The sequence below is a fragment of the Pseudomonas sp. IT-P171 genome (assembly GCF_949767765.1).
In the GTDB taxonomy this organism is placed as follows: Bacteria; Pseudomonadota; Gammaproteobacteria; order Pseudomonadales; family Pseudomonadaceae; genus Aquipseudomonas; species Aquipseudomonas fluorescens_B.
This window is the reverse complement of the sequence record NZ_CATKQN010000022.1, coordinates 236,130-250,176: the sequence shown is the minus strand read 5'-3', so window position 1 is coordinate 250,176 and position 14,047 is coordinate 236,130. Positions and strand designations below refer to the sequence as shown.

Genomic DNA, 14,047 nt, shown 5'->3' with positions numbered 1-14,047 from the left:
ACTGCTCTCTCAGGAGGGCAGGATTGCTCTTGTGGCGAGGGAGCTTGCTCCCGCTGGGTCGCGAAGCGGCCCCAAACCCGGCAAATGCATGTATCTGACACACCGCATTTACCGGTTTTACGACTGCTTCGCAGCCGAGCGGGAGCAAGCTCCCTCGCCACAGGTTTCGCGCTCGACTGGAAACCAGAGCAAGCCCGTTGCCAAGCTGGTTGACCCAAGGCATCTGTGATGAAATGCGACCCCACTCTCTATCGCGCAGCAAAGCCATCACTCGCCGTGAAACCCCGTCTGATCCGCCATCTGTTCCTGCCGCCGCTGGTCATCGCCCTGATGATCGGATTGGGTTTTCTCGGCTTCTGGGTCAGTGAGCACTACGGAATCCGCAGCCTCAGCGAGAACGGCCAGCGTCAGCTCGAACTGCACGCCCGCGCCGTCGAGAGCGAGATCAGCAAATACACCTACCTGCCCAGCTTGCTGGAACTCGAATCCAGCGTCTCGAAGCTGTTGGCCGACCCGTCTCCGGAACACCGGCAAACGGTCAATGAATACCTCGAAGGCCTGAACCGGCGCAGCCGCAGTCGGGCCATCTACGTGATGGACACCACCGGTCGTGTCATGGCCACCAGCAACTGGCGCGACGTCGACAGTTACCTCGGTGAAGACCTGTCCTTCCGCGCCTACTTCCAGAACGCCGTGCGCGGCCAGCCGGGCCGTTTCTATGGCATCGGCAGCACCAACGGCGAACCCGGTTATTACCTGGCCCATGGCCTGGAAGAACACGGCAAGATCATCGGTGTCGCGGTGGTCAAAGTCCGCCTCGAAGCCATGGAAGAACGCTGGCAGCGCGCGCGCCTCGAAGCCTTTGTCAGCGACGAAAACGGCATCATCATTCTCTCCAGCGATCCGGCGCGCCGGCTGAAATCAGTCGTGCCACTGAGCGACGAGACCAAGGAGAAACTCGCCCGCAGTCTTCAGTACTACTGGTTTCCACTGAACGAACTGCAACCGCTGGCCCGGGAAAAACTGGCCGAAGGCGAGGAAAAACTGACCTTCCCGGCCAACAGCGAAGTGGAGTCCGACGAAGAGGACATCAGTTACCTCTCGCAAACCCGCCCCTTGAGCGACACCCCGTGGAATTTCACCCTGCTCACGCCGCTGCAGGATTTGCGTCGCGAAGCGATCAATCAGGGGATTCTGGTGGCCGTGGCGTTTGCCCTGGTGGCGTTCCTGCTGATTGCCTGGAACGAGCGCCGCAAGGTGATCGCCACCCGCCTCGCCGCCCGGGAAGCCTTGCAGGAAGCCAACAATCAACTGGAGCGTCGGATTACCGAACGCACCACCGATCTGCGCGCCAGCAACGAGCGACTCAAGGGTCAGATCCGCGAACGCCGTCAGGCCGAAGAGACATTGCGGCGCGCCCAGGATGAGCTGGTGCAGGCCGGAAAACTCGCCGCCATCGGCCAGATGTCCACCAGCATCGCCCACGAATTGAATCAACCGCTGGCGGCGCTACGCACCTTGTCCGGCAACACCGTGCGCTTTCTCGAGCGCGGGCAACTGGATGTGGCCAGCACCAACCTCAAGACCATCAACGAACTGATCGATCGCATGGGCCGGATCACCGCCAGCCTGCGCTCCTTTGCCCGGCGCGGCGACGACAAGGGCCAGGCCTGCCTCGGCAAAGCAATGGACGCCGCGCTGCAACTGCTCGGCGGACGCGTGGAAAGTGTCCCGCTGCAATTGCATCGAGAATTCGCCGACGTACAGGTGCAGATTGACCAGACCCGCCTGGAGCAGATTCTGGTCAACCTGATCGGCAACGCCCTCGATGCCATGCAGTCGCAGCCCCAACCGGAGCTGTGGCTTGAAGGCGAAGAGTTCGATGGCAAATATCGCCTGCGGGTCCGCGACAACGGTCATGGCATCGACGCCGAAGCGCGCAAGCACCTGTTCGAACCGTTCTTCACCACCAAACCCGGTGAGCAGGGTCTGGGCCTAGGCCTGACCCTTTCCGCCAGCCTGGCCGCCGCGACGGGCGGACATTTGGGTGTCGAGCACCCGGCCAGCGGTGGTACCACCTTCGTCCTCAGTTTACCGTTGGTAAGCCCTACTCCTGCCGAGCCAATATGAACAACGACCTTAGTGTGCTGATCGTCGAAGACGACCCCCATGTGCTGCTCGGCTGCCAACAGGCGCTGACCCTGGAAGACATTCCCTGCGTCGGCGTGGGCAGTGCCGAAGAAGCGCTGGAGCGGGTCGGCGACAATTTTGCCGGCATCGTCATCAGCGATATTCGCCTGCCCGGCATCGACGGCCTCGAACTCCTGACCCGGCTCAAGGCTCGCGATCGCAGCCTGCCGGTGGTGCTGATTACCGGCCACGGCGACATCTCCATGGCCGTCGGCGCAATGCAGAAAGGCGCCTATGATTTCATGGAGAAACCCTTCTCCCCGGAACGGCTGGTGGATGTCGCACGTCGTGCGCTGGAACAACGCAGCCTGGCGCGGGAAGTGTCTTCGCTGCGTCGGCAACTGGCGGAACGGGATTCCCTGGAAGGCCGGATCATCGGCCGCTCGCCAGCGATGCAGAACCTGCGGGAATTGATCGCCAACGTCGCCGACACTTCGGCCAACGTGCTGATCGAAGGCGAAACCGGCACCGGCAAGGAACTTGTCGCACGCTGCCTGCACGACTTCAGTCGGCGTCACACCAAGCAGTTCGTCGCGCTGAACTGCGGTGGACTGCCGGAGAACCTGTTCGAAAGTGAAATCTTCGGCCACGAAGCCAACGCCTTCACCGGCGCCGGCAAGCGGCGGATCGGCAAGATCGAACACGCCGACGGCGGTACGCTGTTCCTCGACGAAGTGGAAAGCATGCCGCTGCCGTTGCAGATCAAACTGCTGCGGGTGTTGCAGGAACGCACCCTCGAACGCCTCGGCTCGAACCAGAGTGTGGCGGTGGATTGCCGGGTGATCGCGGCGACCAAATCCGACCTCGACGAGTCGAGCAAGGCTGGCGAATTCCGCAGCGACCTGTATTACCGCCTGAATGTGGTGACCCTGGAACTGCCGCCGCTGCGCGAACGCCGCGAAGACATCCTGCAACTGTTCGAACACTTCCTGCAGCAGTCGTCCTTGCGCTTCGACCGCGCGGTGCCGGAGCTGGACAACCAGACCCTGTCAAACCTGATGAGCCACGACTGGCCGGGCAACGTGCGCGAACTGCGCAACGTCGCCGAGCGTTTTGCCCTCGGCCTGCCGGCCTTCAAGAAAACCGGTACCAGCGGCAGCAATCAGGGCCTGGCCTTCGCCGAAGCGGTGGAAGCCTTCGAACGCAACCTGCTCAGCGACGCCTTGCAACGCAGCGGCGGCAACCTGACCCAGGCCAGCCTGGAACTGGGCATGGCCAAAACCACCCTGTTCGACAAAGTGAAGAAGTACGGGCTGAGCCACTGACGGACCTGATGCTCAAGGCTGGCTCCGGGCGGTGTTCCGACGAAGACGGCGTGTCAGACACTTCATGACTGTTCCGTCGCCTTCGCCGGCACGTCGGATCACCGCACCGATCGCTCCTGCAGGTTCTGCGTTTTACTGCCCGTAAACCTTCTGCAACTGCGCTTGCGTCAGCGCATCCTCGAACGGCACCGGCACTGACTTCACTGCGCCGTAGAGGTTGCGATAACGCCAATAGGTGCCGTTATTCGCCAACTGATAACCGCGCTCGACCACACGCTGGCCATCGAGCACATACCGCAAGGTTTCCTGGGCGGCCTCCGGCGGTGCCGGCAGCATCAGGTCGGTGGCTAAAACACGCATGGACTCGTCGATGCACTCGTCGAGCACGGCCGTGACCCTCGCCAGATCCAGAGTGCCGTCGTCGATGCATTGCTTGCCGCAACGCCGAACTGGCTGGCTCGCCACTTCAATGCGCATGCGGTACAGCGCCGAACCGGCAATGTCCTGGACCTGCACCTGATTGACCAGCACAAAGCTGCCGCGATCGGGGGTGAGCATCAGTTTCGGTTCGATCACCAGCCGCGCGGTGACTTGCCCCTCACCTTGTTTCAGCCCGGCCACTTGCGACGCTTGTTGATAGCGCTGTTGCAGACGTTCCTGCAATGGCACGCCGGCGAGCAGGTCGGCCATCGGACGCGAATCCTTGAGCGCAGAGTTTTCCGCATCGCGCTGCAAGCTGCCGCTGCCCATCTGAGTGTTGATCAGGCTCGCCACCAGCAAACCTGCCAGTCCTGCCGCATTGGCACCCGCCACCAGGTTATGACTCGACGAAGCCGCCTTCTGCGCCGCCTCGGCGTCAATCACCGTGCTGGCACCGACAAACGCCTGCGGCAGTTGCATGTCCACTTTCAGTCCATGAGCCTGGACGTAGGACGCGGCACTCTGCGACTTGAAACCGGCCTCGGGCGCCGGTTTCTGCGCGCAACCGGCGAGCACCAGCAGGGCCAGCGCACTGGCCCCCATGATCGAGCGCTTCATTGCTCGAACGGTGTGATCATTTGCTGACGACTATTGTCCATGGCCTGGTAGAAGGCATTGGACAGGTTGGTGTAGGTCGGCTCATCCCACTCGCCCTGAGCCGCTTGCACCGCCGCGAAGGGTTTGAACCACAACAGTTTGTTGTCGGCCAGATCGACCACCAGGCCCTGCCCGCTCACCTGCGCCATCGGCACGCTGGTCGGCACGAATCCGTAGTAGCTGCGGGTGGCGCCGGTGGCGAAGACATTCACCAGCAACAGGCGATCGACGCCGTAAGCGCCCTTGATCGGAGTCAGGTCCCGGCCCATGTAGCCTTCGCGGAAACTGGTTTGCTTATAGACATTCAGGTCGACCGGCTCATTGATCCTCTTGACCTTGTAGCCCTTGGCCTGCAGTTTGGCGACGATGACATCCGGCAACGTGTTCAGGTCGCGCACTTGCCATTTTTCGACGTTGTCGCTGAGTTTGCTGTTCACGCCCCGATTGATCGCGTAATCGAGCATCCCCTGTTGACCGGTCAGTGCCAGCACCGGTGCCGGCACCACAGTGATGGCAACGCCGATGGTCGGCTCCTTGGCATCCCAGAATTGTTTATCCAGCGGAACAGGCGGTTGGACGTGGGCGCAGCCGGTAAGGCTCAGGCAAGCGAGTAAAGTGAGCGCTGCCCACGTGCGAAAGGCGTGAAGAGTCATGGATCAAATCCCTATGATTGAAATCGTTGCTGCCTATATCGGCAAGAACGGCTGAAACCATAGTGGCATATTGATATATTTCTATTCAACTGCGATCCGATCAACTGACCGTGCCGCCCTTCGCCTCGCTCATGATCTGTCGAATCGCCCCGACAAAGGTTTCCACCGGTTGCCCGCCGCTGACCGCGTACTGCCCGTTGAAGACCACGGTCGGCACCGAACTGACGCCGCGGGACAGCCACAACTGCTCTTCCTCCCGCACCTCCCTGGCGAACTCGTCCGATGCCAGAATCGCCTCGGCCCGCTGCCGGTCCAGCCCAACGCTTTGCGCGATCTGCGCCAACTGAGCGTGGTCGGAAGGATTGCCGCCGTCGGTGAAATACGCCTTGAACAGCGCCTCCTTCAGATTGAACTGCAACCCTTCCAGCCCCGCCCAATACAACAAACGGTGAGCATCGAAAGTGTTGTAGATGCGGCTGTTACCGTCCGTGCGAAAGGCAAAGCCGACTTCGGCGCCGCGTGCGCGAATCATCTCGCGGTTCTTTTGCGATTGCTCCGGGGTCGAACCGTATTTCTCGGTGATGTGTTCGGTGATGTTCTGCCCTTCAGGGCTCATCTTCGGATTCAGCTCGAACGGCTGGAAACGGATTTCGGCCTGGACCTCGTCGCCCAGCAAATCCAGAGCGCGGGTCAGGCCGTACAGACCCACAACGCACCACGGGCAGGACACGTCGCTGACGAAATCGATCTTCAGGGGAGCACTCATCACACACCTCACAGGCTGAACACAGGCCGAAAATGATGAACGATACACCTGTGGAAGCGGCATGGTTGTCTGTCTGCAAGAGACAGGCCGCCTTCGCCAGAATGCCGGCCCCGTTCCCACAGTGGATTTCGGTGCTACAGAAGGTTGTGTTCAACCACAGGATCAATCTGCGCCCAATGCGAAGTGTCTTCGCGATGAGCCTGCAGATAAGGCAACACCGCCGCCAGCAACGGTGCTTTAAACGCCTCCTGAAAACGATGGGCCAACCCAGGAATCAGCTTCAACTGACTACCGTGAATATGCGCCGCCAAATGCACCCCATGCATCACCGGCAACAGCGGATCGGCAGTGCCATGAACCACCAGCGTCGGCACCCGCAACTGATTAAGCAACGCCACCCGACTTGGCTCCGCGAGGATCGCCATGATCTGGCGCTTCACACCCTCGGGGTTGAACGCCCGGTCATAAGACAGCGCCGCCTGATGCAGCAGGGCCTGCCGATCATCGCTCACCGTCGGACTCCCCAGCGCTGCCAGCAAGTCAGCCTGCTGCTCGAGCGCCACTTCGCGATTCGGCGCACCACGGCGCGAGAGCAACTGCACCAAGGCCGCATTGGGCGCTGGCAAACCTTCGGCACCGGAAGTGGTCATGATCAACGTCAGACTCTCGATCCGCTGCGGCGCCATGGCCGCCATATGCTGGGCGATCATCCCGCCCATGCTCGCGCCCAGCACATGGAATTGATCGACGTGCAACGCATCCATCAAACCCAGCGCATCATCGGCCATGTCCGTCAGGGAATACGGCGCCGAAACCGGCAAACCGAGTTTGTAGCGCAGCACTTCGAAGGTCAGGTTGGCGTCGACCGGCGCCTGTCGCCAGGTGGACAGGCCGACATCGCGATTGTCATATCGAATCACCCGAAAGCCCTGCTGGCAGAGCGCAACCACCACCTCGTCCGGCCAGTGAATCAACTGCCCGCCCAGCCCCATCACCAGCAGCAGTGCCGGGTCCGAGGCACGGCCGATGCTCTGGTACGCCAGGCTCACCTGCGCCAGATCGGCGTGTTCGGTCGGAACATTCACATCACATCGAGAGGCCGCAAAGGACGGCAGGCCGAACAACAACGCGGCCAGGAAAACCGCTGTCGAAAAAAAACGTGCACTCATGAAAAAACACCGAAACGCAGAACCCCAGTAGAGCGCGAGTCTGATGAAGTTTGATCAAGCGCGCTGCCACAGTTACGTGACAGTTTGATGAAGAGTGCTGAACGGTCATATTCAACACCGCGCTTTCATTCATTGTCCGGGCAGACGCCACAGAAGCTTAAGCCAACTGACTCCGCAACTGCCGCGCCGCCGCCACCATGTTCACCAACGCCGCTTCCGTCTCCGGCCAAGCCCGGGTTTTCAGACCGCAATCCGGGTTCACCCACAACCGTTCCGCCGGAATCCGCTTCACTGCCTTGCTCATCAACTTGACCATCTCCGCCGTGTCCGGCACCCGTGGCGAGTGAATGTCATACACACCCGGGCCGATATCGTTCGGGTAGTCGAACGCTTCGAAGGCCTCCAGCAATTCCATGTCCGAACGCGAGGTTTCAATGGTGATCACGTCAGCATCCATCGCCGCGATGGCCTCGATCACGTCGTTGAATTCGCTGTAGCACATGTGGGTGTGGATCTGGGTTTCATCGCGCACACCGGACGCACTCAAGCGAAACGCTTGCACCGCCCAATCGAGGTATTCCTGCCATTGCGCCCGACGCAGCGGCAAACCTTCGCGGAACGCCGCTTCGTCGATCTGGACGATCTTGATGCCGGCGTTTTCCAGGTCCAGCACCTCGTCACGCAGGGCCAGCGCCAACTGCTGCGCCTGGACTTTGCGCGAAACGTCTTCCCGCGGGAACGACCACATCAGCATGGTCACCGGACCGGTGAGCATGCCTTTCATGACTTTGTCGGTCAGGCTTTGCGCATAAGTGATCCAGTCGACAGTCATGGCGTTCGGACGGCTCAGGTCGCCGTAGATGATCGCCGGTTTCACACAACGGGAACCGTAGCTCTGTACCCAGCCAAAACGGGTGAACAGGTAGCCGTCCAGCTGCTCGGCGAAATACTCCACCATGTCGTTGCGTTCGGCTTCACCATGGACCAGCACATCCAGGCCCAGGCGTTCCTGGACTTGCACGGCGTGGCGGATTTCGCTGTGCATGGCGTCGGTGTAATCGTTGGCCGACAGCTTGCCTTGCTTGAACGCCTGACGCGCCAGGCGGATCGAACCGGTCTGCGGGAACGAACCGATGGTGGTGGTCGGAAACGCCGGTAGCTTCAACCTTGTGCGCTGTTGCTCGATGCGTTTGGCAAACGGCGAGTGGCGCTGGCTGTCGGCTGCACCGATGGCGTTGATGCGGGCTTGCACTTGCGCTTTGTGGATACGCGGAGACTCGGCGCGGCTGGCCTGAATCGCCCGGCTTTCGCCCAGGGCGGCTTGCACCTTGGGCGACTGCGGGTCGTTAAGTGCATCACGCAGCACAGCGATTTCGCCACACTTCTGCACGGCAAACGCCAGCCAGCTTTTCAGTTCCGGATCGAGTTTGTCTTCACGCTCCAGGTCCACCGGACTGTGCAGCAACGAGCAGGAACTGCTGACCCACAGGTTGTCGCCAAAGCGTTCCTGGGCCAATTGCAGTTGTGCGAGCACCGGCTCCAGTTCGCAACGCCAGACGTTGCGGCCGTTGACCAGGCCCACCGAGAGAATCTTGTAGGTCGGCAGACGATCGAGCACGTGGAGCAGTTGGTCGGGGGCGCGCACCGCATCGATGTGCAAACCTTGTACTGGCAAACCGACGGCCAGGCCGAGGTTGTCTTGCAGGCCACTGAAGTAGGTCGCCACCAGCTTTTTCAGCGGCGAATACTGGAGGATGTGATAAGCGCGTTCGAAAGCATTTTTCCATTCTTGCGGCAGGTCGAGGGTCAGGATCGGCTCGTCGATCTGCACCCACTCCACGCCTTGGGCGGCGAGACGACCGAGGATTTCGCCGTAGATCGGCAGCAGGCGTTCCAGCAGGTCGAGCTTGTCGAAGTCGTTGCCTTTGGCCTTGCCCAGCCACAGGTACGTCAGCGGGCCGATGATCACTGGTTTGACGTTATGGCCAAGGGCCCGGGCTTCGTCGACTTCGTCGAACAACTGTTCCCAGCTAAGCTTGAACTGTTGGTCTGCGCTGAATTCCGGGACCAGGTAGTGGTAGTTGGTATCGAACCACTTGGTCAGTTCCTGTGCATATTGCGCCTTGGTGTGTTCGCCGCCGCAGCAGGCTGCAGTTGCACCTCGGGCCATGGCGAACAGCGTGTCCAGCGTCGGCAGGCCGTTGGCGTTTTTGGCACTGTCGAAACGCTCCGGGATCACACCAAAGGTCAGGGAATGGGTCAGCACCTGGTCGTACCAGGCGAAGTCGCCGACCGGCAGCAGGTCGATGCCGGCGTCTTTCTGCAATTGCCAGTGGGTGGCGCGCAGTTGGGCACCGACGTTTTTCAGCGCGTCCTGATCGAGATCGCCCTTCCAGTAGGATTCGAGGGCTTTTTTCAGTTCGCGGTCAGCGCCGATGCGTGGAAAACCAAGTGTGTGGGCCAGAGCCATGGTGAGTTCCTTCCTAGATTAGAGGCCGTAAAACATGGCCCTATTGTCGACAGCCAACCCAACATGAGACAAACTCAACCTTTTCGTGTTGATCACAAGTTTTCCTCATGGAGCCCAACCGGTGCTTGAAATCCGCCACTTGAAGACCCTGCACGCCTTGCGCGAAGCCGACAGCCTGGTCGATGCCGCCGACCGTCTGCACCTGACGCAATCAGCCCTGTCCCACCAGTTCAAGGAGCTGGAAGAGCGCATGGGCATGCCGTTGTTCGTACGCAAGACCAAACCGGTGCGTTTCACCAGCGCCGGTTTGCGCCTGCTGCAATTGGCCGACGCCACTTTGCCGCTGCTACGCGGCGCCGAGCGTGATATCGCGCGGCTGGCCGGTGGCACCGCCGGGCGCTTGCACATGGCAATCGAATGCCACAGCTGCTTCCAGTGGCTGATGCCGACCATCGACCAGTTCCGCGATGCGTGGCCGGAAGTCGAACTGGACCTGGCGTCGGGTTTCTCCTTCGCCCCGTTGCCAGCCCTGGCCCGTGGCGATCTGGATCTGGTGGTGACCTCCGATCCGCTGGAAATTGCCGGTATCACCTATGTACCGCTGTTCACTTATGAAGCAATGCTCGCGGTGGCCAATCAGCACCGTTTGGCGAACAAGGCGTATATCGTTCCTGAAGATTTGCTGACCGAGACCTTGATCACTTACCCGGTGGAGCGTGATCGGCTGGATATTTTCACCCGTTTCCTGGAGCCGGCCGACATCGAACCGGCCCAGGTCCGCACCTCGGAGCTGACGGTGATGATGATGCAACTTGTAGCCAGCGGGCGTGGCGTGTGCGGCATGCCGCACTGGGCGCTGCATGAATACAGTTCACGGGGCTATGTGAAGGCCAAGCGGCTGGGTGAGAAAGGCTTGTTTGCGACGTTGTACGCAGGGATCCGCGCGGACATGCTGGATGCGCCGTACATGCGTGATTTTCTGCTGACGGCGAAGGACACGTCGTTTTCTACGCTGGATGGGGTCAGCGCGGTTCGATAGCCGATACGGTCCCCTGTGGCGAGGGCGCTTGCTCCCGCTCGGCTGCGCAGCAGACGAAAATCCAGCCTATGCGGTGTACCTGAGAGAATAAGGTTGCAGGTTTTTGGGACGCTTCGCAGCCCGGCGGGAGCAAGCGCCCTCGCCACAAAAGCGGCCTTATGCCTCAAGTTCCTGGGGTGACCTCCCGCCACATGTGGATCTTGTCGAAGTACTCTTCACCAACCCGCAGCGCCAGCGGCTCCAGGCCGAACTGGATGAAGCCGCATCGCTGGTACAAGTTGAACGCCGCTTCGTTGCCGGCGGTGACGGTCAGCTGAACCAGCCTCAGGACCGGGTGGGTTTGCGCCTCGGCCAGCGCCGCCTGCACCAATTGATAACCAAGCCCGCGCTGACGAACCTGGCCGGATACGTACAGGCCGAACAGCGTCGCCTTGTGCCGGGCCTTTTCACGAGGTTCGAAGGCCAGGCCGACGATGCCTGCCAATTGCCCTTGCTCAAATGCGCCGAACAGCACATCGAGCTTGCTGGTCAGGCGCGACTCCCACCAGCTCAGCGGCATCGTCGCGCGCTCACGCACGCTGGAGGTGAACGCCTGAGGATGCAAGTCGTAGGCTTCGAGCATCAGCGCCCGATAGGCCAGCGCATGGCTGGCATCAAGCCGTTCAATCCACATGTTCACGCCGCCCTTCGTTGCTCAAGCATCAGCCGCACCGCCAGCGCCGACAGCACGAACCCCATGAAATAGCGTTGCAGCGCCAGCCAGGTCGGGTTGTTGACGAACCAGGACGCGATGCCTGCCGCAAACACCGCGATCAACAGGTTGACGCAGAAACTGACGCTGATCTGGGTCAAACCGAGAACGATGCTCTGGGTGAAGACAGAGCCATGCTCAGGCGTGATGAACTGCGGAAACACCGACAGGTAAAACACGGCGATCTTCGGATTCAAGGCACTGGTCAGAAACCCCATGGTGATCAATTTTCGCGACGAATCCGGCGGCAACTGCTGCGCCTCGAACGGCGACCGCGCTCCCGGTTTGACCGCCTGCCAGGCCAGCCACATCAGGTACAGCGCCCCGGCCCACTTCAACACTTCATAGGCCATCGGCACGGCCAGGAACACCGCGGTCAAACCCGCCGCTGCGGCGAACAGATGCACGAAGAATCCGGCGACCACACCGAGCAACGAAGTCACCCCGGCCTTGCGCCCCTGGCAAATCGAACGGGAGATCAGGTAGATCATGTTCGGCCCCGGCGTCAGTACCATCAGCAACGCGGCAGCGGCGAAGATCAGCAAGTCTTGAAGCGGAATCATGGGCAATCCTTGGTCCGTGAATAATCAGGCGATCGCGGTCAGCGAGGCTCGATAAAACGGCAGGATCAGGTCCCGTGTCAATGGCGCGAGGGTGACATCACCGTCGGTCGCCGGATCGATCCAGCGCACCTCTTCGATCTCCGCTGCCGGGGACACGTCTGCATCGATCGTCAGCTGAAAGAGATCGGCCTGCACGATAAATCCAGGCTCATTGGCGGCCGGTGCCGAGAATTGCCCCAGATACATCGCGTGCGCCGGATCAATGACCAGTCCGAGCTCTTCATCCAGTTCACGGGCCAGCGCACAGACCGGTTGTTCATGGGCCTCGATCTTGCCACCCGGTTGCATGAAGGCCTCGGTACCGCGTTTGCGAACCAGCAGGGTACGACCGTCGGGACCGATCAACAGGGCGGCGGCAATGCGGATGATGCGGGGTGAAGCGGCGGATGAAGGTGTCATGAAAAGGATTGGCCTTGGCTGAAAGGCGCAAGGATCACATGAGTGCCGGCGCGTGGTCACGCCGAAAAACTTCTGCGAAACACAGCCCGCCTGAGCGCGAGCCTGGTGGCGAGGGGATTTATCCCCGTTCGGCTGCGAAGCAGTCGCAAACTAAGTGGATGCGGTTTGTCTGAGATACCGAAGTCACAGGTTTGGGGCCGCTTCGCGACCCAACGGGGATAAATCCCCTCGCCACAAAAGCTCGCTCCCACAATGATCAGTGCAAGGCGTCGGAAGTCTCCCCCCCCTCGAGAATCGCGCCGTTCACGTCTTCCGGCACCTTCACGAAAATGCTGTATTTCGCCCCTTCCATGGCTTCGAAGGCGATCAGCTTCTCCACCAGCGGTCCATTCAATACCTTGCCGGCATTGAGCAGCAGCATGCCGTTGTCGGCATTGAGGTTGCGCGCCAGGATCATCCCCGCTGCCAATTCCCGGGTGGTGATGACCTTGACCGCCGGATCGGCCAGAGAAACATCGCTCAGGTAGGCGGCGCACACCTGAATGAAATCCTCCACCATCCCCGGGTCATAGAGTTTTCCGGCATAGCTGCGGATATACACCAGCGCCTCATCGCTGTTCATCTGCCGTTCCAGGATCAACCCGCGCTGCAACTCGATGAAATCCACCGCCAGCTTCAGTAACCGCGAACCGACGGGAATCGCTTCACCCTTGAGCCGGTCGGGAAAACCGCTGCCGTCCCAACGCTCCTGATGGTGCAGAATCAGACGGGCGGCATCCTTCATCGGATCGAGCGTCATCAACAGCGATTCGCTCTGCTTCGGGTAATTGCGGTAACGCTCACGATCATTGTGATGCAGCAGGTCCGCAGGGGCGGTCATCATGCTGTCGGTCCAGCTGAGCTTGCCGATGTTGTAGAGCGCCGCGGCCATGGTCAGGTCGCGACTGGTGCCCGCATCCAGGTCATGGAGCTTGCAGTACACCCGCACCAACTCGATGATCTGGCGGTTGGTCTGTTTGGCCGGCGGCATGCGCAGGTTGGCCAGCAGCGAGAACATCTCGGTGCCGGTGACGTAGCTGTGCTTGAGCTCCTCATAGGCCAGGTCGAGCATGTCGGCGGTCTGCTGCAACTCGGCAGTGCGGGAGGCGACGCGTTTGTCCAGGGTGGTGTTGAGCCGCCTCAATTCCTGGTTCTGATCCCACGTTTCCTGGACCAGACGCAACCTTTCACGTTCGGAATGCTGGTACGCGAGTGATTGCCGCAATATCAGCAGCATTTCCTCATCGTGCCAAGGCTTGCTGATGTAGCGATGAATCTGCCCCTCATTGATGGCTTTGATTATGGCTGACGGGTCGGCATAACCGGTGAGCATGATCCGCACGGTATCGGGATAGAGCTGGTGGATATGGGCCAGCAGCGTGGCACCGTCCATGTTGGGCATGCGTGCATCGCTCATCACCAGATCGATGGACTGTTGCGCCATGATTTCCAGGGCCTGGGCGCCGCTGGTGGCCAGCAGCACGTCGTAGGGCTGGCCCCGTAACAGGCGACGCAGGCTGTTGAGAATGGGTTCCTCATCATCGACCAGCAACACCTTGGGTTTATAGACGGACGTCGCGGGGAGTTGCTCTTCCATGGCATTACC

12 protein-coding genes are annotated in these 14,047 nt (G+C 60.8%); 3 read left to right on the top strand and 9 right to left on the bottom strand.

Features of this window, described 5'->3' with window-relative positions; genetic code table 11:
* Positions 1-228: 228 nt before the first annotated feature.
* A complete protein-coding gene (locus ACM6I5_RS16145; protein ID WP_017340585.1) occupies positions 229-2,130 on the top strand; it encodes a sensor histidine kinase in 1,902 nt (633 codons plus the stop codon).
* Complete coding sequence (locus tag ACM6I5_RS16140) at positions 2,127-3,455, top strand: sigma-54-dependent transcriptional regulator (RefSeq protein ID WP_017340586.1); 1,329 nt, start codon at positions 2,127-2,129, stop codon at positions 3,453-3,455. Before ACM6I5_RS16145 ends, ACM6I5_RS16140 begins: the two co-directional genes overlap by 4 nt.
* A 132-nt stretch (positions 3,456-3,587) precedes the next feature.
* Here ACM6I5_RS16140 and ACM6I5_RS16135 read toward each other — a convergent pair whose 3' ends face one another.
* From ACM6I5_RS16135 to metE, 5 genes are all read right to left on the bottom strand, one after another.
* Positions 3,588-4,493: a hypothetical protein gene (locus tag ACM6I5_RS16135; protein WP_017340587.1), complete on the bottom strand. Its 906-nt coding sequence runs from the start codon at positions 4,491-4,493 to the stop codon at positions 3,588-3,590.
* Positions 4,490-5,185 (bottom strand): hypothetical protein, encoded by a 696-nt coding sequence (locus tag ACM6I5_RS16130; protein WP_414880574.1) that lies wholly within the window; start codon positions 5,183-5,185, stop codon positions 4,490-4,492. The genes ACM6I5_RS16135 and ACM6I5_RS16130 overlap by 4 nt, the downstream gene beginning before the upstream one ends.
* A gap of 100 nt (positions 5,186-5,285) precedes the next feature.
* On the bottom strand, positions 5,286-5,951 hold the full coding sequence (locus tag ACM6I5_RS16125; protein WP_017340589.1) for a DsbA family oxidoreductase: 666 nt from the start codon (positions 5,949-5,951) through the stop codon (positions 5,286-5,288).
* 134 nt (positions 5,952-6,085) lie between these two features.
* The gene (locus ACM6I5_RS16120; RefSeq protein ID WP_414884214.1) at positions 6,086-7,120 is read right to left on the bottom strand and encodes an alpha/beta fold hydrolase; all 1,035 of its coding nucleotides are present in this window, start codon (positions 7,118-7,120) and stop codon (positions 6,086-6,088) included.
* Between the two features lie 157 nt (positions 7,121-7,277).
* Positions 7,278-9,590 (bottom strand): 5-methyltetrahydropteroyltriglutamate--homocysteine S-methyltransferase, encoded by a 2,313-nt coding sequence (metE, locus tag ACM6I5_RS16115; RefSeq protein ID WP_017340591.1) that lies wholly within the window; start codon positions 9,588-9,590, stop codon positions 7,278-7,280.
* 121 nt (positions 9,591-9,711) lie between these two features.
* Between metE and metR the strand changes: the two genes are divergently transcribed.
* Positions 9,712-10,629 (top strand): transcriptional regulator MetR, encoded by a 918-nt coding sequence (gene metR, locus ACM6I5_RS16110; RefSeq protein WP_017340592.1) that lies wholly within the window; start codon positions 9,712-9,714, stop codon positions 10,627-10,629.
* A 163-nt stretch (positions 10,630-10,792) separates the two neighbouring features.
* Here the strand turns inward: metR and ACM6I5_RS16105 are convergent, their stop codons facing one another.
* The 4 genes from ACM6I5_RS16105 to ACM6I5_RS16090 all read right to left on the bottom strand — a co-directional run bounded on the left by ACM6I5_RS16105 (position 10,793) and on the right by ACM6I5_RS16090 (position 14,038).
* A complete protein-coding gene (locus ACM6I5_RS16105; RefSeq protein ID WP_414884269.1) occupies positions 10,793-11,302 on the bottom strand; it encodes a GNAT family N-acetyltransferase in 510 nt (169 codons plus the stop codon).
* 2 nt (positions 11,303-11,304) lie between these two features.
* Positions 11,305-11,943 carry a LysE family translocator gene (locus ACM6I5_RS16100; protein ID WP_017340594.1) on the bottom strand — a complete coding sequence of 213 codons (639 nt, stop codon included), beginning with the start codon at positions 11,941-11,943 and terminating at the stop codon, positions 11,305-11,307.
* Between the two features lie 24 nt (positions 11,944-11,967).
* Positions 11,968-12,402, bottom strand: coding sequence for an NUDIX hydrolase (locus ACM6I5_RS16095; RefSeq protein WP_017340595.1), 435 nt, complete (start codon positions 12,400-12,402; stop codon positions 11,968-11,970).
* Positions 12,403-12,658: 256 nt separating this feature from the next.
* Positions 12,659-14,038 carry an HD domain-containing phosphohydrolase gene (locus ACM6I5_RS16090; RefSeq protein WP_017340596.1) on the bottom strand — a complete coding sequence of 460 codons (1,380 nt, stop codon included), beginning with the start codon at positions 14,036-14,038 and terminating at the stop codon, positions 12,659-12,661.
* Positions 14,039-14,047: the final 9 nt, after the last annotated feature.